Below are 23,155 nucleotides of genomic sequence, written 5' to 3'. Positions count from 1 at the left end.
CTCCTTCTCCTTCTACCTCTACCTCTCCTACGGGTGGGGCAGGTACGCGGTGGCTTGCGCCCGGTCCCAGTCCGACGGCAGCAGGGAACCGGACCAGGCGTCCCGGCGCGTGCCCTCGTGGATGATCTTCGAGCGGATCACGCCCTCCATGACGAAGCCCAGCTTGCGGGCCACCGCGCGGGAGCCCTCGTTGCCGGCCTCGGCGTACCACTCGATCCGCTCCACGCCGAGCGTCCCGAACGCCCAGTCGCAGATCGCGCGGGTGGCCTCGACGGTGAAGCCGTTGCCGCGCCGCTCCTTGGCCGTCCAGTAGCCGAGCTCGGCCTCGTGGTCGGGGGCGGGCAGGCGCCGCAGCCTCACCAAACCCATGGAGCCGACCAGGGCGCCGGTGTCCCGGGTGAAGACGCCGAAGTTGTAGCGGGTGTCGTCCCGCCAGCCGTCGGGGCAGGTCCTGCCGATGAAGTCGGCCGCGTGCTGCGGGGTGTAGGGCGCGGGTACGTTCGTCCAGCGCGGGATGTCCGGGTCCTGGCACGCCTTGTACACCGCGTCCGCGTCGTCGGGTTCGAACGGGCGCAGCAGCAGGCGGTCGGTGGTCAGGGTGATCGGCTCCATACGGGACCGTGCCTTCCGGGTGAGACGCCAACGGACCTGCGGCCGAGTATCACCGAGCCCCGGGGCCGCCGGAAAACCGTTTTGGCTCCACCGGGCCTCCCGGCCTCCTGGTCTCCTCGCTTACCATGGCCGTTGCAGCCGGGCCGAGACCGTCCGTACACCGTCCGAGACAGTCGAGAACCCCCCGCTGTGCCAGCGCGGGAGCCGCGCCAGGCCCGACCGGCAAGGAGCCAGCCTACGTGTCCGTCATCAGCAAGATCATGCGTGCAGGTGAAGGCAAGATCCTGCGCAAGCTGCACCGCATCGCGGACCAGGTCAATTCCATCGAAGAGGATTTCCTCAACCTTTCCGATGCCGAGCTGAGGGCCCTCACCGACGAGTACAAGCAGCGCTATCAAGAGGGCGAGTCGCTCGACGACCTGCTGCCTGAGGCGTTCGCCACCGTTCGGGAGGCGGCCAAACGCGTTCTGGGACAGCGCCACTACGACGTACAGATCATGGGCGGTGCGGCCCTGCACCTCGGTTATGTCGCCGAGATGCGCACCGGCGAGGGCAAGACCCTGGTCGGCACCCTGCCCGCTTATCTGAACGCCATCTCCGGCAAGGGCGTGCACCTCATCACCGTCAACGACTACCTCGCCGAGCGCGACTCGGAGTGGATGGGCCGGGTGCACAAGTTCCTCGGCCTGGAGGTCGGCTGCATCCTGGCGAACATGTCGCCGGCCGAGCGCCGCGAGCAGTACGCCTGTGACATCACCTATGGCACCAACAACGAATTCGGCTTCGACTACCTGCGCGACAACATGGCGTGGTCGAAGGACGAACTGGTCCAGCGCGGCCACAACTTCGCGATCGTCGACGAGGTCGACTCGATCCTCGTCGACGAGGCCCGCACCCCGCTGATCATCTCCGGTCCTGCCGACCAGGCCACCAAGTGGTACAGCGACTTCGCCCGCCTGGTGAAGCGGCTCAACCGCGGCGAGGCCGGCGGCCTCGGCAAGGAGGAGACCGGCGACTACGACGTGGACGAGAAGAAGCGCACCGTCGCCATCCACGAGTCCGGCGTCACCAAGGTCGAGGACTGGCTCGGCATCGACAACCTCTACGAGTCGGTCAACACCCCGCTCGTCGGTTATCTGAACAACGCCATCAAGGCCAAGGAGCTCTACAAGAACGACAAGGACTACGTCGTCCTGGACGGCGAAGTCATGATCGTCGACGAGCACACCGGCCGTATCCTCGCCGGCCGCCGCTACAACGAGGGCATGCACCAGGCGATTGAGGCGAAGGAGGGGGTGGACATCAAGGACGAGAACCAGACGCTCGCCACGATCACCCTGCAGAACTTCTTCCGCCTGTACGACAAGCTCTGCGGTATGACCGGTACGGCGATGACCGAGGCCGCGGAGTTCCACCAGATCTACAAGCTCGGCGTGGTCCCGATCCCGACCAACCGCCCGATGCAGCGCCTCGACAAGCCGGACCTGATCTACCGCACGGAAGAGGCGAAGTTCGCGGCCGTGGTCGAGGACATCGTGGAGAAGCACGAGAAGGGCCAACCGGTCCTGGTCGGCACCGTCTCCGTTGAGAAGTCGGAGTACCTGTCGGCGCAGCTGTCCAAGCGCGGGGTGCCGCACGAGGTGCTCAACGCCAAGCAGCACGACCGTGAGGCGTCCATCGTGGCCCAGGCGGGCCGCAAGGGCGCGGTCACCGTCGCGACCAACATGGCCGGCCGCGGTACCGACATCAAGCTCGGCGGCAACCCCGACGACCTCGCCGAGGCGGAGCTGCGGCAGCGCGGCCTCGACCCGGGCGAGCACGTCGAGGAGTGGGCCGCTGCCCTCCCCGAGGCGCTCGAGCGCGCCGCGGCGGCCGTCAAGGCCGAGTTCGAGGAGGTCAAGGAGCTCGGCGGCCTGTACGTGCTGGGCACCGAGCGCCACGAGTCGCGCCGGATCGACAACCAGCTCCGCGGCCGCAGCGGCCGGCAGGGCGACCCCGGCGAGTCCCGTTTCTACCTCTCGCTGGGCGACGACCTGATGCGGCTGTTCAAAGCGCAGATGGTCGAGCGCGTGATGTCCATGGCGAACGTGCCGGACGACGTGCCGATCGAGAACAAGATGGTCACCCGGGCCATCGCCTCCGCCCAGTCGCAGGTGGAGCAGCAGAACTTCGAGATCCGCAAGAACGTCCTCAAGTACGACGAGGTGCTCAACCGGCAGCGCGAGGTCATCTACGGCGAGCGCCGCCGCGTCCTGGAGGGCGAGGACCTGCACGAGCAGGTGCAGCACTTCATGGACGACACCATCGACGCGTACATCGACGCCGAGACCCGCGAGGGCTTCGCCGAGGACTGGGACCTGGAGCGGCTGTGGGGCGCCTTCAAGCAGCTCTACCCGGCCAAGACCACCGTCGAGGAGCTGGAGGAGGCGGCCGGCGACCGGGCCGGTATCACCGCCGAGTTCATCGCCGAGTCGGTCAAGGACGACATCCACGAACAGTACGCCGAGCGGGAGAAGCAGCTCGGTGAGGAGATCATGCGCGAGCTGGAGCGGCGTGTGGTGCTTTCCGTGCTGGACCGCAAGTGGCGTGAGCACCTCTACGAGATGGACTACCTCCAGGAGGGCATCGGGCTGCGCGCGATGGCGCAGCGCGACCCGCTGGTGGAGTACCAGCGTGAGGGCTTCGACATGTTCACGGCCATGATGGACGGCATCAAGGAGGAGTCCGTCGGCTACCTGTTCAACCTGGAAGTCCAGGTCGAGCAGCAGGTCGAGGAGGTCCCGGTCGCGGCCGCGGTCCAGGACACGCCGCCGTCGCTGGTCAAGGACGCCCGGCCGGAGATCCGCGCCAAGGGCCTGGACGCCCCCAAGCGGGCCGACCGGCTGCACTTCTCCGCCCCCTCGGTGGACGGCGAGGGCGGGGTCGTCGAGGGCGACTTCGCCGGTGCCGCGGTGGACGCGGGCGGCGCCGCCGAGGACGAGAGCCAGACGACCCGCGCCGAGCGCCGCCGGGCGGCCAGGGGCGGCCGGCGGCGCAAGAAGTAGCGCGCGCGGTACGCGGCAGTTCCACCGGCTCGGGGCCGGACCGTCAAGGTCCGGCCCCGAGCCGGCCGTGTGCCCGGGGGCACGCGGCCGGCGGCCCGGCGGGTGCGGCCGGTGGCCGCGGGGCGCGCGGTCCTCCGCGGCGGACCCTGCCGGCCCGGTCCCCGTACGGCAGCCGGTCGCCGGCGTCATCGGGCGGCCACTGCGGTGCAGCGCCAGCGGGCGGCGCCGTAGCCGGGGCCCGACTCGTCGTCGCCGGGTTCGATGCGGAAGGCCAGGGCCCGGAAGACGTCCTGGTCGAGCGCGACGACGGCGGCCACTTCGAGGGCCCCGCCGGTGGTACGGAAAACGCGGCAGCGGTACACGTAAGGGGTACGGCCCCGGACCCGGTGGCGCCAGTCGGTGCGGGCCGCGTGCAGCTCCCACAGCCGCTGGTACGCCTCGTCGCGGACCCGTCCGGCCAGGCAGGTCAGGGGCCGCCGACCGGTCAGGACGTCGAGCAGCCGGCCGGCGAACCAGACGTGGGGCGGGAGCGGGCGTGGGGCGCGGGGCCCGGCGGGCGCGGCCGCGGGAGCCGTGGCGGGAAGCGGGGCGGGGCGCGGGGCGGGGCTCGGCCGGTTCGGCGGGCGGCGGGTGTCGCGGCGGCCGGGCGGTGCGGCGCCGGCCGGGCGGCGGGCCGCAGGAGCGGAGGGCGACGGGGTGGGCGGAGGCAGGGCTGGGCCGCGCATGGGTGGGCTCCCAAGATCGTTACCGGGTGGTAGGGCCGGTTGTAGGGGGCCGCGGGAGTTCGGGGCAAACGGGCGGGCGGCTGTCGGGGGCCCGCGCGAGATTCACCTATCTGGATGGTCGCGCACGTATGCTTCACGCCATGCGCGTCTACATTCCCACCACGCTGAGCGGGCTCGCCGAGGCGTACAAGGCAGGCGAGATAGGGCCTGGACCGCTGGACGCCTATGCCGTGACGCCCAGCCTGCGCGAGTGGTACGTCTCCGACGACATAGAGGAACTGGAGTACGCGGCGTTGACGCGTGCGGCCCAGTCGTCGCTGCGGCTGCTGGCCACGCATCCGGACGTGCCGCGCCGCCGGGTGGTGCTCGCGGTGGACGTCGGCGACGGCGAGGTGCGGTACGACCCGGACCTCGGCCTGGACCCGGCGGCGTTGGGCGAGGTGCGGCTGAGCAGGAGCGTCCCGCTGGCCAGGGCCGCGGCCGTCCATCTGGACGCGGACGGGGCCGAGCACGATGTCCGCGAGGCCGCCGCCGCGTTGGGGGCGGCCGACGCCGGGGACGACGACGCTCAGTTCACGGTGGACGGGGCCGAGGACCACGAACTGCTGTGGTACGCGACGCAGGAGATTCCCAACCTGATCGGATGAACGGGGGGTTCGGCGCGGACTCCGGCCGGGGCGGCGTCCGCCCGGAGTCCGCGCCGGGGCTTCGGGACGGGCCTGATTCCGGGTTCCGGCGGGGCGCGGATGCCGTGGTCCGGCCGGGCTTTGCGGCCGCGGGCGGCCCGAGTTCGCACGGCCGACGTGAGTTGTCCACAGGCCGGAAACGGGCTGTCGCACCGCGCGGGTACCTTTTTCCCTGTGAACGCGCACCTTGTGTGGGACTGGAACGGCACCCTGTTCCACGACATCGACGCGGTGATCGGGGCCACCAACGCCTCCTTCGCCGAACTCGGCCTGCCACCGATCACCCTTGACCGCTACCGCGATCTGTACTGCGTACCGGTGCCCCGCTTCTACGAGCGGCTCATCGGCCGGCTGCCCACCGACGCCGAGTGGGCCGTCATGGACGCGACCTTCCACCGGCACTACCGGACCCTGGCCGAGGCCTGCGGTCTGGCCGAGGGCGCCCTGGAACTGCTCACCGCCCGGCAGTCGGCCGGCCTCACTCAGTCGCTGTGCTCGCTCGCCCCGCACGAGCTGCTGCTGCCGATGGTCACCTCGCACGGGATCGACCGGCACTTCGTCCGGGTGGACGGCCGCACCGGACCGTCCACCGCGGGCAAGGCGGAGCAGATGGCCCGTCACCTGGCCTCCCTCGAAGGTGTGGGCACCGACCGGGTGGTGGTGATCGGCGACGCGGTGGACGACGCCGCGGCGGCGGCCCACGTGGGCGCTTCCGCGGTCCTCTACACCGGCGGCTCCGGCAGCCGGCGGAGTCTGGAGGCGGCCGGGGTACCGGTGGTGGACACCCTCACCGAAGCTGTTCGAGTGGCCGAACGAATAGCAGGCTGACCTGGGGCGGAACGCGGTTTCTGGCCAATTGGGCAAAAGATGTGCGATGCATTTGTACGAAGGCGGCGCACACGGAGACCCTGGTCGGAGCGATAGCCTTGCCGTCGTGATCACCGTTGATCCGTGCACCCGGGGCCGATCCGTGCTCGCCGGCACGACCAACCCCCATTCCGGCACAGTGCCGCCGCTCAGCGGCAACCCCGTGCCGTGGGAGATCGTGCCATCACCCGACGTCACGCAACGGCGCGCGACAGGAGTCAGAGGACATGCAGACCAAGCTGGACGAAGCCAAGGCCGAGCTGCTGGAACGGGCGGCCCGGGTCGGTGAGAACAGCCCGGCGGGAGTACCCGGCCAGGGCCTCGACGCAGAGGCGCTGACCGCGTTTCTCCAGCGTTACTACCTGCACAGCGCACCCGAGGACCTGGTGGACCGCGATCCGGTCGACGTCTTCGGCGCCGCGCTGTCCCACCACCGGCTCGCGGAGAACCGCCCGCAGGGCACCGCCAACGTCCGGGTGCACACGCCGACCGTCGAAGAGAACGGCTGGCAGAGCAAGCACACCGTCGTCGAGGTCGTCACCGACGACATGCCGTTCCTGGTCGACTCGGTGACCAGCGCACTCAACCAGGCCGACCGCGCCATCCACGTGGTGTTCCACCCGCAGTTCCAGGTCCGCCGGGACGTCACCGGCAAGCTCCTGGAGGTCATCGGCTCGGGCTGCGTACCCGAGGGCGAGCCGCTGCCGCACGACGTGCTGCTCGAGTCCTGGATCCATGTGGAGATCGACCGGGAGACCGACCGGGCCGACCTCAGGGAGATCGCCGACGACCTGCGCCGGGTGCTCTCCGACGTCCGCGAGTCCGTCGAGGACTGGACGAAGATGCGGCAGGCGGCGCAGTCCATCGCCGACGACCTGGCCGCGACCCCGCCGCCGCTGCCCGAGCAGGAGACCGGCGAGGCGGTGGAGCTGATGCGCTGGCTCTGCGAGGACCACTTCACCTTTCTCGGCTACCGCGAATACCGGCTCGGCACCGAGACCGGTGCCGCCGGCACCGAGGAGGACGTGCTGGTCGCGGTCCCCGGCACGGGCCTCGGCATCCTGCGCTCCGACCCGGTGCACCCGCGCGCCGACAGCACCCACCCCGGACACCCGGGCGCCGACACCGCCCGGACGGGACACCTGGGCCACGCCGGCTCGGCGTCGTTCAGCAGGCTGCCCGCCGACGCCCGGGCCAAGGCCCGGGAGCACCGGCTGCTGGTCCTTACCAAGGCCAACAGCCGCTCCACGGTGCACCGCCCCTCGTACCTGGACTACGTGGGCGTCAAGCGGTTCGACGCCGAGGGCAACGTGGTCGGGGAGTGCAGGTTCCTCGGCCTGTTCTCGTCGGCCGCCTACACGGAGTCGATCCGGCGGGTCCCGGTGATCCGCCGCAAGGTCGACGAGGTACTGGACGGTGCCGGGTTCAGCCCGGACAGCCACGACGGCCGGGACCTGCTGCAGATCCTGGAGACCTACCCGCGCGACGAGCTGTTCCAGACACCCGCCGACGAACTGCGGTCCATCGCCACCAGCGTGCTGTACCTCCAGGAGCGCCGGAAACTGCGGCTGTTCCTGCGGCAGGACGAGTACGGCCGCTATTACTCGGCACTGGTGTACCTGCCGCGCGACCGCTACACGACGGCGGTACGCACCCGGCTGACCAACATCCTCCAGGAGGAGCTGGGCGGCCACAGCGCCGACTTCACCGCCTGGAACACCGAGTCGGTGCTGTCCCGGCTGCACTTCGTGATCCGGGTGGACCCCGGCACCCCGCTGCCGCAGCTCAACGACGCGGACGTGGAGCGGATCGAGAACCGGCTGTCGGAGGCCACCCGCTCCTGGTCGGACGCCTTCGGCGAGGCGCTCGCCGAGGAGTGCGGGGAGGAGAAGGCGGCCGAGCTGGTCCGGCGGTACGCACAGGCGTTCCCCGACGGCTACCGGGCCGACTTCGGGCCGCGCTCCGCGGTCGCCGACCTCCAGCACCTGGAAAGCCTGGGCGAGGACGACTTCACGCTCAACCTGTACGAGCCGGTGGGCGCGGTCGCCGAGGAGCCGCGTTTCAAGATGTACCGCACCGGCGCGCCTGTCTCGCTGTCCGCGGTGCTGCCGGTGCTGCAGCGGCTCGGTGTGGAGGTCGTGGACGAGCGCCCCTACGAGCTGCGCCGCACCGACGACTCCCGGGCCTGGATCTACGACTTCGGTCTGCGGCTGGACCCGGCGCTCGGGGAGCTGGGGGACGACGCGAAGGAGCGGTTCCAGGAGGCGTTCGCCGCGACCTGGACCGACCGTGCGGAGAACGACGGCTTCAACTCGCTGGTGCTGCGGGCCGGGCTCGACTGGCGGCAGGCGCTGGTGCTGCGGGCCTACGCGAAGTACCTGCGGCAGGCCGGTTCGACCTTCAGCCAGGACTACATGGAGGACACCCTCCGTAACAACGTCCACACCACCCGGCTGCTGACCAACCTCTTCCAGGCCCGGCTGTCCCCCGACCATCAGCGGGCCGGCAGCGAACTGACCGACGGCATCCTGGAGGAGCTGGACGGCGCGCTCGACCAGGTGGCCAGCCTGGACGAGGACCGCATCCTGCGGGCGTTCCTCACTTTGATCAAGGCGACACTGCGCACCAACTTCTTCCAGCGCGACAGCAAGGGCCGGCCGCACGCCTACCTGTCGATGAAGTTCGACCCGCAGGCGATCCCCGAACTGCCGGCGCCCCGGCCGGCGTTCGAGATCTGGGTGTACTCGCCGCGGGTGGAGGGCGTGCACCTGCGGTTCGGCAAGGTCGCCCGCGGCGGTCTGCGCTGGTCCGACCGCCGGGAGGACTTCCGCACCGAGGTGCTGGGCCTGGTCAAGGCGCAGATGGTCAAGAACACCGTGATCGTGCCGGTCGGCGCCAAGGGCGGCTTCGTCGGCAAGCGGCTGCCCGACCCGGCCGTCGACCGGGACGCCTGGCTCGCCGAGGGCATCTCCTCGTACAAGACGTTCATCTCCGGCCTGCTGGACATCACCGACAACCTGGTGGCCGGCGAGGTGGTCCCGCCGCAGAGCGTGGTCCGGCACGACGAGGACGACACGTACCTGGTGGTCGCCGCGGACAAGGGCACCGCGGCCTTCTCCGACATCGCCAACGAGGTCGCCGTCAGCTACGGCTTCTGGCTCGGTGACGCCTTCGCCTCGGGCGGCTCGGTCGGCTACGACCACAAGAAGATGGCCATCACCTCCAGTGGTGCCTGGGAGTCGGTGAAACGACACTTCCGGGAAACCGGCCACAACACCCAGGAAGAGGACTTCACGGTCGTCGGCATCGGCGACATGTCCGGTGACGTGTTCGGCAACGGCATGCTGCTGTCGGAGCACATCCGGCTGGTCGCCGCCTTCGACCACCGGCACATCTTCCTCGACCCCAACCCGGACCCGGCCGCCTCCTACGCCGAGCGGCGCCGGCTGTTCGAGCTGCCGCGCTCCTCCTGGGCCGACTACGACACCGCGCTGATCTCCGGCGGCGGCGGTGTCTACCCGCGGACCGCCAAGGCGATCCCGCTGAGCGCGAACGTCCGCGCCGCGCTCGGCATCGAGTCCCGCGCCGCGAAGACCACCCCCGCGGAGCTGATGAAGGCGATCCTGCAGGCCCCGGTGGACCTGCTGTGGAACGGCGGAATCGGCACCTACGTCAAGGCGTCCACCGAGACACAGGCGGACGTCGGCGACAAGGCCAACGACGCGATCCGGATCGACGGGTCGCAGCTGCGGGTCAAGGTGGTCGGTGAGGGCGGCAACCTGGGCTTCACCCAGCTCGGCCGGATCGAGTTCGCCCGGTCCGGCGGCCCCGACGGCTCGGGCGGCCGGATCAACACCGACGCCATCGACAACAGCGCCGGGGTGGACGCCTCCGACCACGAGGTCAACATCAAGATCCTGCTCAACAGCGTGGTCACCGCGGGGGATCTGACGGTCAAGCAGCGCAACGGTCTGCTGGCCGAGATGACCGACGAGGTCGGCGCCCTGGTGCTGCGCAACAACTACGCGCAGAACGTCGCGCTGGCCAACAGCATGGCGCAGAGCAGCAGCCTGCTCCACGCCCACCAGCGGCTCATCCGGCGGCTGGCACGGGAGGGGCACCTGGACCGGGCGCTGGAGTTCCTGCCCACCGACCGGCAGATCCGCGAGCGGCTGGCCGCCGGCCAGGGGCTGACCCAGCCGGAGCTCGCGGTGATCCTCGCCTACGCCAAGATCACCGCCGCCGACGAGCTGATCCGCACCGACCTGCCCGACGACCCCTATCTGCGCTCCCTGCTGCACGCCTACTTCCCGGTCCCGCTGCGGGAGCGGTTCGAGCAGCAGATCGACAACCACGCGCTGCACCGCGAGATCATCACCACGGTGCTGGTCAACGACACCGTGAACTCCGCCGGCACCACCTTCCTGCACCGCTTCAAGGAGGAGATCGGCGCGACGACCGACGAGATCGTCAGGGCGCACACGGCCGCCCGCGCGATCTTCGACCTGGGACGGATCTGGGACCAGGTGGAGGCGCTGGACAGCGTCGTGGCCGCCGACGTGCAGACCCGGATCAGGCTGCACTCGCGGCGGCTGGTCGAGCGCGGCACCCGCTGGCTGCTCAACAACCGGCTGCAACCGCTGCGGATCGCCGAGACCATCGACTTCTTCATTGAAGGGGTGCACACGGTCTGGGCGCAGCTGCCGAAGCTGCTGCGGGGCGCCGACCTGGAATGGTACCGGTCGCTGCACGACGAGCTGACCGGGGCCGGGGTGCCGGAGCAGCTGGCGAACCGGGTCGCCGGGTTCTCCTCGGCCTTCCCGACACTGGACATCGTGGATGTCGCCGACCGCAGCGGCAAGGAACCACTGGAGGTCGCCGAGGTCTACTTCGACCTGGCCGACCGGCTCGGAATCACCAAGCTGCTGGACCGGATCATCCTGCTGCCGAGGGCCGACCGCTGGCAGTCGATGGCGCGGGCGGCGATCCGCGAGGACCTGTTCGCGGCGCATGCCGCGCTCACCGCGGACGTGCTGGCGGCCGGCGCCGGGGGAGCCACACCGGAGCAGCGCTACCGGGGCTGGGAGGACAAGAACGCCGGGCTGATCAGCCGGGCCCGCATCACGCTGGAGGAGATCCAGGGGGCGGAGGAGTTTGACCTGGCCAGCCTGTCGGTGGCGATGCGGACCTTCCGGACGCTGCTGCGCACGCACCGCTAGCCGGGATGCGGGAGGGCGGGCCGTACGCCGTCGTCGGTACGGCCCGCCGCTTCGGGCGACAGCCGCACCAGTCGCTCCTGCGAGACCTCACTCCAGGCCACCGAGCGGCCTTCGTAGGGGACGTCCTCACCCCGGGTCAGCAGCAGCCAGCGCGCGTCGTAGCGCCGCACGATCAGGCGCCGCACGGAAGCGTCACTCCCGGGGGCGAAGTAGGCGCGCAGGTCGGCGGAGCGGCGGGCGGTGTCGGCGGCCGGGGCCGCCGGGTCGGGCCAGGTGGGCGCGATGAGGAAGATCCCGTACGCGGGCAGGGCGTGCGTGGCCGCGTACCCGTCGGTGAGGACCACCTCGCCGGGCGGCACCAGGCGGGTCACCCAGCGGTAGTCGTGCCAGCGCCGAGGGTGGTCCAGGGCGACCGGCAGAAAGCGGCGGGGCACCACCGCCCCCGCCTGCGCCACCAGGCCGCAGCACAGCGCGACCGCCGCCACCGGCAGCAGCGCCCGCCGCGGCCCGGCCCACGGCCGCGGCGCCGCGAGGGCGACCGCCAGGGAGAACTGGAGCGGGACCAGAGCCAGCGCGAACACCCGGCCGTAGACGTAGTGCCCGCTCAGCCAGCCGTAGCCGGCGAGCACGGCGAACAGCGCGAACATCACCGCCAGCGGGTCCCGCGGCCGCCGGACGGCCCGCCGCAGCAGGGCCGGCAGGCCGGCCGCCGCCAGGCCGTACCAGCGGAAGGGGTGCTGGTAGAGCCTGCGGTGCAGGTAGTCCAGCGAGGTGTCGCCGGCCAGCGCGAACACGTCGAAGTACGGCCACACCCCGGCCGCCGCGACCGCCACTGCGGCGGCCAGTCCCCAGCGGGCGGCGGCGCGCGCCGACCAGCGGCGTTGCCGGCCGGCCACCGTCGCCACCGCACCGACCACGGCGGCCAGCGCGGTCACCGGGTGGATCAGCAGCAGCACCGCGCCCAGCAGCCCGAGCCCGGCGTAGCACCGGGCCGGTCCGCCCCGCCGGGCCAGCCGGTCCGCCCCGGCCCACAGCAGAAAGGAGAGCCCCACCGCGAAGGTGCTCGGGTAGCAGGCCCCCCGGGTCAGTGACCACACCCCGCAGAACCCGCTCCACTCCGTCCCGCGCACCCCCCACAGCAGGGTGAACGCCGCCAGCGCGTACACCGGCGCCCAGGGCCGCCCGCTGAGCGTCCGCGCGTAGGCGCCGACCCCCGCGACCAGCAGCGCGAGGTTCACCGGCCCGCAGCAGCGCACGACCGTCCACCCCGCCGCGCCGGTCGCCTTCGCCACCAGGCCGAGCAGCACGATGTACGGCGAGTAGTACGGGCTGCCGGTGCCCGGTGCCTTCAGCAGCGGGTTGCCGGGGTGCCGCCAGTCCGCCCGGACCTGTTCCACGGCCGCCGCGTGCTGCCCGAAGTCCGAGGCGATCGGGGTGTGCCAGGTCACCACCGCCAGCAGCAGCCAGCAGGCGCCGCCGAACAGCGGATACGGCGTCGGGCGCCGTCGGCCCGGCCGCCGGGGCGGACGGGCCGGCGGGAGCGGCGGCCGGCGGGGAGCCGCTACCGCCATGGCGGCCTCTCTCTCAGCCCCGGCACAGGGCGCGCTCCGCCTCGACCGGGTCGTCGGGGTAGCGGAAGGACGTACGGGACCAGGCGCCCAGCAGGTTGCGGACGAAGCGGCCGGGGGTCAGCGGGGCGCGCACGGACGCCTGGAGCTCGGCGAGCGGGCCGCAGGTCAGGGCGTGGCGGGCGGCCCGCACCCGGGCCGGGTCGAGGCCGGCCGGCAGGGCGGCGCCGGGATCGGTGTAGTCGGCGACGATCCAGGCCGGGTCGAGCGGCTTCTCGTGGCCGGAGCGGCCCGCCGTACGAAACGCGTCGCGGGCCTGGTGGGCGGCCAGCGGGTAGGCCAGGCCGAGCGGATCCACGGAGGTGTCGCCCAGCGGGGTCACGATGCCGTTGTAGCCGAGCAGGTCGTACGAGCTGGCGATCCGGTGGCCGAGGCGGCGGGCCAGCGGCAGCGGGACGAAACGGTCCGCCGCGGGCGGGACCGGCAGCAGCAGTACGGGCCGGCCCGCCGCCTCGGCCGCGCGGACCGCCGGGCGCAGCGGTTTGGGCCGTCGGGCGTGGACCGCCTCGCCGACCGGGTGCGGGGAGCCGGTGTAGACGGTGTAGTCGCGCTGCTCGTCGAGGATCAGGTAGGGATCTCCGCTGGACGCGGCCGGCCGCCACAGCAGTGCGCAGCACACCGCCCACACCGCCAGCGCGCCCGCGACCGCGCCCGTCCGCCGCGACAGCGGCACCGCGCACACCGGCAGCATCAGCAGCAGCAGGCCGGGCACCAGCAGCCGGCCGTGCATGAAGTCGCCGCCGACCCGGCACACGTACAGCCAGGACAGCAGCCCCGCGACCGGCGGCGCGAGCAGTTCCGGGCGCAGGGCCGCGCGCCCCGGCAGGTGGACGGCCAGCGCTGCGAGCAGCGTCAGGGGCAGCCACAGCCGGTACGGGTCGGCGAAGTCGCCGAAGTACGCGAAGCCGCGCGTCCACACCGGGTCCGAGGCTTCCTTGGCCAGCGCGGGGAGCGGGACGAGGACCCCGTAGTACCCGGCCCGGAACACCTCGTACCCGGCGGGCAGCGCGACCGCGGCGCCCACCAGCCACAGGGCGTGCCCCGGACGGGGGCGCAGCAGAAGCCACAGGGCGGCCAGGAACACCGCGCCGACCAGCGCGAGGTCGGGCCGCACCAGGGGCCCGAGGCCGAGCACGAAGGCGGCGGCGTGTGCCCGGGGCCCGGGGGACCCGCCGGCCGCGGCGAGGGGCGCGGCGCCCGGGGCCGTACGGCCGGACCGGCCGAACGCGGGCGTACGAGGACCGCGGCCGGCGACCGTACGGGCGGCCGGGCCGTCGCCGAACTCCGTACCGGAGGACGCGCTGCCGCCGGTACCCGCGTGCGACGACGCGCTGTCGGACCCGCCTGCGCCGCCGGACCCGCCTGCGCGGGTGGGTACGGCGCCCGGGGCCGTACGGGCGGACGGGCCGTCACCCGTTCCGGTACGGGTGCGTCCGGCGGCGCCCGCCCGCACCAGCAGCCACCAGGACAGGCCGATCCAGGCGGTGGTGAGGCCGTTCTCCAGGCCGGAGGTGGCGTAGTCCCAGTCCGCTTTGACCGCGAGCAGGACGAGCATGCCCAGGGGCAGCAGGGGGGCCGCGGACCACGGGCGTACCGCCGTGCGGGCCGCGGCGACGGCCAGGAAGTAGCCCGCGCCGGTGAGCAGGATGCCGAGGGCGACGGCGACCACGGAGGGGTCGCGGGAGGAGAGGCGGGCGGCGCCCGCGACCAGCCACTGCCAGAGGGTGCCGGTGGACGCCTCGGCGCGCTCGCCGACGTTGAACACGGGGCCGTGGCCGGCCAGCAGCTGGCGGACCGTGCGGGTGTAGATCATGCCGTCGTCGCCGACCCAGCGGTTCCGGTAGCCCAGGTACACCGCCAGCAGCGCGGGACCGCCCGCGATCGCCGCTTCCCGGAGCAGGGGCCGGAACCGGAGCAGGGGCCGGAACCACGGCCGGGGCGGGGGCTGGGGCCCCGGCGGCCCTCCGCCGGCCGCCTCCGCCTGCCCGGGTCGCCGCGCGTCGGGGATCAGCTCATGCGATGTCATGACAGCTCCAGGTTCCGGCGGCTCGCCCCCAGAGCCTGCCAAGGAGTACACCGCCGCCCGGCCCGCCACGCGGGCACCGCCAGCGCCCTACGACCAGGTGGCGGACGGCCCCGGCCTACCGCGAGCCGGCGGGACGCCGGACCCCGCCGCCGCCCGATGCCCCGGGCGCGAGCGGCCGCAGCCCTCGGGGAAGCTCGGCGGAGCCGGGCAGGCCGGGAGGCCGCCGGAGCCCCGGACCGGCCCCGGTGGAAGCTCAAGCCGGGCAGTGGCCCCGAGGGGCGGCCGGACCGCGCCGGGAAGGCCGGGCCGGCAGCGGCCGGTCGGGAGGTGAGGAGTCCCGGGGAGGTCGGGGGAGGCCGGGAGGGGCCGGGAGGGGCCGGGAGGGGCCGGGAGGGGCCGGGCCGCCGCGTACCCCCCCGGCCGCGCCGCCGGAGGCTACTTCACGGCCCCCGCCATCACCCCCGACACGAACTGCCGCTGGAAGGCGAAGAAGACCGCCAGCGGGACCACCATGGAGACGAAGGCCCCCGGTGCCAGGATGTCGATGTTGTTGCCGAACTGCCGGACCTGCTGCTGGAGGGCGACGGTGACCGGCTGGGAGCCGCTGTCGGCGAAGATCAGCGCGACCAGCATGTCGTTCCACACCCACAGGAACTGGAAGATGCCCAGCGAGGCGATGGCGGGGCCGCCCAGCGGGAGGACTACCCGGGTGAACAGGCGCAGCTCGCCCGCGCCGTCCAGCCGGGCGGCCTCCAGCAGCTCGCGGGGGATCTCGGCGAAGAAGTTGCGCAGCAGGAAGATGGCGAAGGGCAGGCCGAACGCCGTGTGGAAGAGCACCACGCCGATGATGTCGCCGAAGATGCCGATGTCGCCGAAGAGCCGGGCCACCGGCACCAGCGCCACCTGGACCGGGACGACCAGCATCGCCACCACCGCGACGAACCACCAGTCCCGGCCGGGGAAGTCCGTCCACGCGAAGGCGTAGCCGGCCAGCGCGCCGATCGCCACCACCAGCGCCGTCGCCGGGACGGTGATCAGCGCGGTGTTCAGCAGCGAGTCGGTGATCGCGTGGTTGTCCAGCAGGGTGCGGTAGTTGGTGACGGTGAGCTGGGACGGCGAGCTGAACACCTTCCACCAGCCGCTGGCCGAGATGTCGGTGGGGGTGCGCAGGCTGGACAGCAGCAGGCCCACGGTCGGCAGCAGCCAGAACAGCGCCACCACCAGCAGCACGATCCGCAGCACCCCGCCGGACGCGTACGCCGTCAGCCGCGCGCCGATCCCGCGTCGGCCGTTCGCCGGTGAACTCATCGCCGCCCCTCCCTGCGCAGCCGCCGGATGTTGAAGACCATGACGGGCAGGACGAGCAGCAGCAGGATCACACCGATCGCGCTGCCGACGCCCTGGTCGTCGCCGCCGCCGAAGGACGACAGGTAGAGCTGGAGGGCCAGCACGTTCGCGTCGGACTGGGTGTTGCCCGGCGCGATGATGTACACGAGGTCGAAGACCTTCAGCACGTTGATCATCAGGGTGACCGTCACCACGACCAGCACCGGCGCGAGCAGCGGCACCGTGATCCGGCGGAAGACCTGCCACTCGCCGGCGCCGTCCACCCGTGCCTGCTCCAGGAGTTCGCGGGGCACCCCGGCCAGGCCCGCCGCGATCAGCACCATCGCGAAGCCCGCCCACATCCACACGTAGGAGGCGATGATCGACGGGGTGACCAGGTCCGGGCCGAGCCAGTCGACGCCGCCGTACGCACCGGAGAAGTTGGAGGCGGGCAGCCGCAGCCGGGCCCCGGCGGCCCTTGCCGGCAGCGTGTAGGTGCCGTCCCGGCCGGACGTGGCCGAGGCGATCACCTTGCCGTCCCTCACCGCCTGCACCCTCACCCCGGACAGCGCCCTCTCACCGGGGTCGATCACCCCGGCCCTCCCGGTGCCGCCGGGCCGGAAGTCCAGCCATACGGTGCCGGTCACCGCGTCCGGCCGCGGCGTGGCGGGCCGGGCCTGCCGGGCACCGGCCGGCAGCTTGTTCTGCGGGATGCCGACCAGCGGCAGATCCGCGGAGGTGCCGGTGTCCGCCGCCGAGGCGGAGGTGTACGAGCCGCCCGCCGTCGGCCTGAGATCGCTGTCCGGGCGCGGCCGGGCCCCGGGGTAGGCGGAGGCGTCGGTGAAGGTGTCGTGCACCGCGACCACCACCGCGTTGGCGACGCCGCGCGACGGGTCCTGCTCGTAGACCAGTCGGAAGATGATGCCGGCGGCCAGCATCGAGATCGCCATCGGCATGAAGACGACCAGCTTGAACGCCGTTCCCCAGCGGACCCGTTCGGTCAGCACCGCGAAGACCAGGCCGAGCGCGGTCGTCACGGTCGGTGCCACCGCCACCCAGATCGCGTTGTTGCGGACCGCGGTGAGGATGCCGTGGTCGGTGAAGACGGTGCCGAAGTTCCGCAGCCCGACGAAGCCGCTGCCGTCGGCGTCGAACAGGCTGCGGTAGACGGTGAAGCCGATCGGGTAGGCCACCAGCGCGCCCAGCAGGACCAGCGCGGGCAGCAGGAAGAGGGCGGCGACCCAGGGCCTGGTGCCCAGGACGCCGCGGCGGGTGCGGACCGGGCGGCGGCCGGCGCCGGGCCCGTCGATCGGGTCCGGCGCGGCGGGGACGGCCGGGGCGGCACCGGTGATGCCGCCCCCCGCGCCCGGGACGGAGGCGTCAGCCATCCGGCCTCAGCTCCCGTACGCCTTGGCCGCGTCCGCTTCCAGTTCGGCCTGCGCGCCCGCCACGTCGGACGGCTTGGCCAGGAAGTCCTGCAGGTCCTTCCACTCGCCCTCGCCCTTGGTGCCGCCGAACGCGGCCGGCGCCTGGTCGGACATGTCGAACCGGAAGTCGTCGCCGGAGGCGATCAGCGACGTGGCGATGTCGCGCTGGACGTCGTCCGGGTACGCCGCCGGGTCCAGCGACTTGTTCGGCGAGAGGTAACCGCCGCCCTGCGCCCAGATCCTGGCCGCGTCGGTGGAGGCGACGAAGGTCAGCAGCGCCTGCGCGCCGGGGGTGTCCTTCAGCGCGACGCCGACGTCGCCGCCGCTGACCACCGGCGGCTTGCCGGTGCCGACCGCGGGGAACGGGAACTCCTTGGCGTCGGTGCCGACCTTCGCCTTGGTGTTGGCGGAGATGAACGCCGAGACGAAGTCGGCCTCGTAGACCATCGCCGCGCCGGGCGGATTGCCGGTGAAGACCGTCGTGACGGACTTCGGGAAGTCGGCGGCGAGCGCGCCGCCGGTACCGCCCGCGATCAGGTCCCTGCTGCCGAAGAGCTGGGCCAGGGTGGCGAGCGCGGTTCTCACCGAAGGATCGGTCCACTTGATCCGGTGCGCGGCCAACCGGTCGTATTTCTCCGGGCCGGCCTGCGAGAGGTAGATGTTCTCGAACCAGTCGGTGAGCGTCCAGCCGTCACCGCCGCCGATCGACACCGGCGGGGTGCCCGATTCGAACACGGTTTCCGCGGTCTTCAGGAACTCCGCCCATGTCGTGGGCACGGTTGCGCCGGCATTCTCGAAGGCCGCGGTATTGTACCAGATCATCGACTTGTTCGAGACCTTCGCGTACACGCCGTACGGGGTGCCCTTCCAGGCGCCGAGTTTCTGCCAGCCCGGTGAGAAGTTCTTGTCCAGTTGCGCCCGCGCCTGCGGGCCGAGCGGTTTCAGCCAGCCCTTGTCGGCGAATTGGTGCAGGACGCCGTTCTGGGCGAGGAAGGCCACGTCGGGCGGAGCGCCGCCCTCGATCTTCGTCCCCAGGAAGGTGGACTGGCTGTCGCCGGTCGGTACGAAGGTGGTCTTCGCGCCGGTGCGCCGGTCGAACTCGTCCAGCACCTTCTGGAAGTTCTGCTGCTCGGGGCCGGTCCACACGGCGGCCACCTCGACCTTCTGGCCGTGCAGGTCCGGGAGTTGCAGCCCGCCCCCGGCGGGGGCCGTGGACGCCGACGGTGCCGGGCCCCCGGACGCCGGGCCCCCGCCGCCGCAGGCGGCCGTGGTGAACGCCAGCGCGCAGCCGGCGAGTACGGCGAGCGCAATGCGTGCGGTCCGGGTGGCGCCGGTGCGGTGTGCTGGATTCGTGCGAGTGCTTTTCCTTAATGACGCGGCCATTTGTGTCATCCCCTCAGTCCCGTGGCGTCCGTTCCTACGCCCGGGTGAACTCGCCCGCAAGAGAGTGCGCGGGAGTGCGCGAGCCATCGTGACCATGCCGTGATCTCGGGGTAAACACGGCCGCCGTTGATTGGTTGTTTACTTACCCGATTACCCCTCAGATGAGCGGGGTTGCCCGGGAAATGGCGGAGAGGGTGCCTTTTTCCCGGGCGTCGGCGGAATCCGCCGCCGGGCCGGACCGGGCGGCGGACCGGGATGCGGACCCGGTGGCGGCCTGCCCGGCCGCGGACTCGGCCGCGGTGGACTCCGCCGCCCGCTCCAGCGCGCTGGCCAGCAGCGCCAGGTCGGTCGGCCCGTTGCCGAGTTCCCGCACCTGGCGGCGGGCCGGCGGATCGCCCATCCGCTCCCACTCCAGCGCCACCACGGTCGGCCGCAGCGTCGCCGTACGCGGGATGCGGGCGCTGACCCGGGCGGCCTGAAAGACCGTTACGGCACCTCCGGGACGCCGCAGATAGGCCCGGCCCGGCACGCTGTCGTCCAGTGTCGCGGGATCCTCCACGTGCACCAGCAGCGCGGCCGACTCCGGGTCCGGCGTCCGCAGCGCGATCCGCAGCCGGGCCCGGTCGTCGACGTCCGTACCGGCCGTCCGCTCCGGGCGCCCGGTGGCGGACACCAGGTGCACACCGAGCCGTTCGCCCTCCCGCGCGACGGTTTCCAGTGCCCGTACGACGCTGCCCGCCGCGGGCCGCCCCGGGCTGCCGAGGGCGGGCGCCACCAGGGCGTCGAAGTCGTCCACGATCACCACCAGCCGGGGGAGGGCGGCGGCGGGGACGGCCGGCGCGGGCCAGGGGGCGGCGGGGACCCGCGGGCCGGTGCCCTCGCTGGGGATGTCCACCCAGCGGGCGGCGTCCGGCGCGCCGGGCTTGCGGTCGTCCGCGCCGCCCTGGTGCGGGATGGCCGCCGCGACCAGCCGGTCGGCGTGCCAGGCGGCGAACCCCCGGCCGCCGAGCACCTCGGCGCGCCGCTTCAGCTCCGCGGTCAGCGCCTGGGCGAATTCCCGCATCCGCACCGGGTCGGAGGCCACCAGATGCGTCGAGACGTGCGGCAGGTCGGCGCAGGCCAGCAGGCCCTCGCCGCGCTCCTGCCCGGCGCCGTCCACCAGCACCAGGGCGAGCCGGTCCGGCCGGTCGGCCGCGGCGAGCGAGGCGGCGAGGGAGCGCAGCAGCTCGGTCTTCCCGGCGCCGGGCGCCCCGCCCACCACCACGTGCGGCCCCTCGGCGACCAAATCCACCGCGACCCGGCCGGCGGCGCCTACTCCCAGCACCGCTCCGGCTCCCGCTCCGGCGGCCGGCGCCTCCGCCCAGCGCGCGGCGATCTTCGCAGGCGTCGCGAGCGCGAGATCCAGCTCGTCCAGCAGCCGTACGGTCGCGGGCAGCGCGTGCCGCGACCGGGTACCGCCCGCCTGCGGGTCGGCCTCCCGCAGCGGTGCCAGCGCGCGGGCGAAGTGCTCCGCCCAGGCGGCGGACACGGCGTCCACCACGACGCCCTGCGGCGGGCTGACCGGGACCGGCGCGGGCCCGTCGGCGGGCTGCCGCGGAGTGCCGGTACGGTCCGTGTCGGCCGGCCGGCCCTCGGGGTCCCGCGGCCGGCCGGGCACTCCCGCCCCGGCGGCCGGCCCCGCGGGCCCGTGTCCGTCGCGTCCGCCCGCCCGGTCCGCGTCCGCCGCGGCCCCGGCTTCGCCGCGGCCGCCAGGACCCGTACGGCCGTCGGGCCCGGCCGGGTCCGCCGACGTCCCCGCCCGGCCGCCGCCGGGTCGCCCGGACCGGTCCGCCGCCGCGCCGGCGTCCGCTCCCGCGCCGGCGTCCGCTCCCGCGCCGGCGTCCGGCCCCGCGGCGCCCGCGGGGTCCGTGCGGCTGCCGGTCCCGTCGTGGCCCGTGGCGGGCGGGGCCTGCGCCGGGCCTATGCGCAGGGTGGTCGACACGTCGCCGGAAAGCCGGGCGAGCAGGCCGGTGGTGATGACCGGGCGCTCGCCGGTCTCGGTGAGGCACAGCACGTGGACGCCGGCGGCGGGGCCGGCGGCGGCCAGGCGGACGGCGGTGTCGCGCAGCGGGACCGAACCGGGGTCGCCGTCGATGACCAGCAGGGTGTACGGGCCCTCGTGGGCCGCCGCGGCGGCGGCGACCGCGGCGGCCGGGGCGGTGGCCCAGCGGGGGCCGAGCGGCCCGGACTCGAGCCGGCGGGTGAGTTCGGTGGTGCGGGCCTCGGCCTGGTCGCGGTCGAAGGCCAGCAGCAGCCGGCAGTCCTGGCCGTGCCCCGGCCGCAGGTGCGGCAGCCAGTTGAGCCAGGACCACTCCTCGGCCCGCTGGTCCGCGCCGCGCGTCCGGTCCGCGCTGATCAGCACGATCTCCAGGGTCGCGGGGGAGTGCAGCGCGCAGAGCTGGGCCAGTACCGCCCGCGCGAGTCCGGCGAGCCGGGGGCGCGGCCCGGCCAGGGTCAGCGCGGAGGTCTCCGGTGCCCGCAGGTCGACCGCGAAGGGCACGTCCGGCAACCGCCGGGCGCCGTCCTCGGTGAGGAGGTCCGCGGTCCCGAGCCGTACCGTCAGCGCGTCCGGGTGGCCCGGCCCGCGCTCCCACAGCCGCCGCCCGGGGCCGAGCGCGGTCAGCAGTACGGCTGCGGGATCCGGCCAGCGCCCCCGCAGCGACTCCGCCTCGCCGTCGTCGGCCGCCGACGGCCCCGTGGAGTCCTCGCGGCCCGCGCCGAGCCGCCGCTTCGCCCAGGCGCCTATGGCGCCCACCACCCGCGGCCGGTCCGCCTCCGGGCCGGGACCGCCGCCGATGGGCCGCTCCCCGGTGGCCCGGCGCCGGTCCTCGGCGTCCGCCGCCTGCGCCGGGCCGGCCGGGCCCCGCTCGAAGGCCGCCGGCTCCGCGGCGGAGACGGGGTTTCCGGACGCGGGCGGCCAGGACTCCTCCCGCAGCGACACCCGCAGGTGGCCTTCGGCGTCGGGCACCGAGGGCAGCGGGGCGGGCTCGGGGGTGTGCGGGGCGGTGAGCCGCAGCGTGGACTCGCCGATGCCCAGCAGCGCCCCCGGCGGGAACGCCACCGGCCGCGCCCCGACCGCGCGGCCCGACAGCGTGGTGCCGTTGGTGGAGTCGAGGTCGGCCACCGTGACCTCGCCGTCCGGGCCGACCACGACCTCGCAGTGCAGCCGGGAGACGTCCGGGTCGTCCAGCGGCACGTCCGCGTCCGCCGAGCGGCCGATCCGGGCCCGGCCGCCGGGCAGCAGGTGGACGCCGCCCGCGTCGGGGCCGCCCACCACGTGCAGCCGGGGGAGTTCGGCCGGCGGGCGGCCGTACTGCCCGAACCGGCCGTACTGGCCGTGGTCGGCGTGTCCGCCGCCCTCGCCGTACGGCTCGGCGGGGCCGTGCAGCGACACCAGCGCCCCGTCCACCAGCGGCGGCACGCCGAGGACCGTGGTGGGGGCGAGCCGCCGGGTGTCCGCGTAGAGCACCACGGAGGTGCCGGCGGACCGGCCGCCGGGCTGGCCCGACCCGGCGGCGGAGGCGAGTGCCCCGGCCACCGTGCCCAGTTCCGCGCCCGCGGGCGCGGTGATGAGCACGTCGCAGCCGCGTGCGGTCCGGCCGCTGCGCGGCCCGAGGACGGTCAGCCGGATCTGCATCTCGTCCGCGGTCCCTTCTCCCCGGGCCCGGGCGGGCGGCCGGGAGCGGAGGCCGCTCGCCGGCCGCGCACGGGCGCGTCGACGTACATCGGATGCATCCTCCCACCCGCAACTGACAGTCCGTCGCCGGTCCCGACCCCGGTGATCTTGATCGGTCGGTGGGTGATCATCCCATGCCCTTTCCCGGTCGGGAAGCGAACGGAGCACACCGGGCGAACACCGCGCGGACCGGGGGCCGGCCCCGGCGGCCGACCAGCGGGGCAACCACGTGGCCGCAGGCCGCGTCCTACCGGGGGCCGGCGGCCGATCCGCTGGCCGGATCCGGCCGGCAACCGGTCCGGATCCCGTCGGCAACCGGTCCGGATCCGGCCGGCAGCCGGCCGCCGGCCGCGGACCGGTCGCCGTGGGCCGCCCGCGTTCCGGGCCGTCGTGCCGTCGGGCCGCCGCGGGAGCGGCCGACGGCACTACGCTTGCCGGAACCAGCCGGTCTCGGTGACGGGTGGTACGGCACAGGCCCGGCGGCGACCGGCGGTGGG

General features: G+C 73.6%; 12 protein-coding genes. 4 read left to right on the top strand and 8 right to left on the bottom strand.

Annotated features, from left to right (window positions below; all coding sequences use genetic code 11):
- Positions 1-27: 27 nt before the first annotated feature.
- On the bottom strand, positions 28-612 hold the full coding sequence (locus tag RLT57_RS09655; protein ID WP_311296961.1) for a GNAT family N-acetyltransferase: 585 nt from the start codon (positions 610-612) through the stop codon (positions 28-30).
- Between the two features lie 239 nt (positions 613-851).
- Between RLT57_RS09655 and secA the strand changes: the two genes are divergently transcribed.
- Positions 852-3,656, top strand: coding sequence for a preprotein translocase subunit SecA (gene secA / locus RLT57_RS09650; protein ID WP_311296960.1), 2,805 nt, complete (start codon positions 852-854; stop codon positions 3,654-3,656).
- Positions 3,657-3,841: 185 nt separating this feature from the next.
- On the opposite strand, the gene RLT57_RS09645 is transcribed toward secA, so the two are convergent.
- Positions 3,842-4,381: an Rv3235 family protein gene (locus RLT57_RS09645; protein ID WP_311296959.1), complete on the bottom strand. Its 540-nt coding sequence runs from the start codon at positions 4,379-4,381 to the stop codon at positions 3,842-3,844.
- A gap of 140 nt (positions 4,382-4,521) precedes the next feature.
- On the opposite strand from RLT57_RS09645, the gene RLT57_RS09640 reads away from it, so the two are divergent.
- From RLT57_RS09640 to RLT57_RS09630, 3 genes are all read left to right on the top strand, one after another.
- Positions 4,522-5,028, top strand: coding sequence for a DUF6912 family protein (locus RLT57_RS09640; protein ID WP_311296958.1), 507 nt, complete (start codon positions 4,522-4,524; stop codon positions 5,026-5,028).
- A gap of 213 nt (positions 5,029-5,241) precedes the next feature.
- Positions 5,242-5,895, top strand: a complete 654-nt coding sequence (locus RLT57_RS09635; RefSeq protein ID WP_311296957.1) for an HAD family hydrolase — start codon at positions 5,242-5,244, stop codon at positions 5,893-5,895.
- A 266-nt stretch (positions 5,896-6,161) separates the two neighbouring features.
- Positions 6,162-11,153, top strand: coding sequence for an NAD-glutamate dehydrogenase (locus RLT57_RS09630; protein ID WP_311296956.1), 4,992 nt, complete (start codon positions 6,162-6,164; stop codon positions 11,151-11,153).
- Here the strand turns inward: RLT57_RS09630 and RLT57_RS09625 are convergent.
- From RLT57_RS09625 to RLT57_RS09600, 6 genes are all read right to left on the bottom strand, one after another.
- Complete coding sequence (locus RLT57_RS09625) at positions 11,150-12,724, bottom strand: hypothetical protein (RefSeq protein WP_311296955.1); 1,575 nt, start codon at positions 12,722-12,724, stop codon at positions 11,150-11,152. The genes RLT57_RS09630 and RLT57_RS09625 overlap by 4 nt on opposite strands.
- Positions 12,725-12,737: 13 nt before the next feature.
- The gene (locus tag RLT57_RS09620) at positions 12,738-14,807 is read right to left on the bottom strand and encodes a hypothetical protein (protein WP_311296954.1); all 2,070 of its coding nucleotides are present in this window, start codon (positions 14,805-14,807) and stop codon (positions 12,738-12,740) included.
- A gap of 435 nt (positions 14,808-15,242) precedes the next feature.
- Positions 15,243-16,115 (bottom strand): carbohydrate ABC transporter permease, encoded by an 873-nt coding sequence (locus RLT57_RS09615; protein WP_311296953.1) that lies wholly within the window; start codon positions 16,113-16,115, stop codon positions 15,243-15,245.
- Positions 16,112-17,521, bottom strand: coding sequence for a carbohydrate ABC transporter permease (locus tag RLT57_RS09610; RefSeq protein ID WP_311296952.1), 1,410 nt, complete (start codon positions 17,519-17,521; stop codon positions 16,112-16,114). Before RLT57_RS09610 ends, RLT57_RS09615 begins: the two co-directional genes overlap by 4 nt.
- A gap of 6 nt (positions 17,522-17,527) precedes the next feature.
- Positions 17,528-18,943, bottom strand: coding sequence for an ABC transporter substrate-binding protein (locus RLT57_RS09605; RefSeq protein ID WP_311300649.1), 1,416 nt, complete (start codon positions 18,941-18,943; stop codon positions 17,528-17,530).
- A 157-nt stretch (positions 18,944-19,100) separates the two neighbouring features.
- Positions 19,101-22,619 carry an FtsK/SpoIIIE domain-containing protein gene (locus tag RLT57_RS09600; protein WP_311296951.1) on the bottom strand — a complete coding sequence of 1,173 codons (3,519 nt, stop codon included), beginning with the start codon at positions 22,617-22,619 and terminating at the stop codon, positions 19,101-19,103.
- Positions 22,620-23,155: the final 536 nt, after the last annotated feature.

The organism is Streptomyces sp. ITFR-21 (genome assembly GCF_031844685.1).
Classification (GTDB): domain Bacteria; phylum Actinomycetota; class Actinomycetes; order Streptomycetales; family Streptomycetaceae; genus Actinacidiphila.
This window is presented reverse-complemented; position numbering and strand designations above follow the sequence as displayed.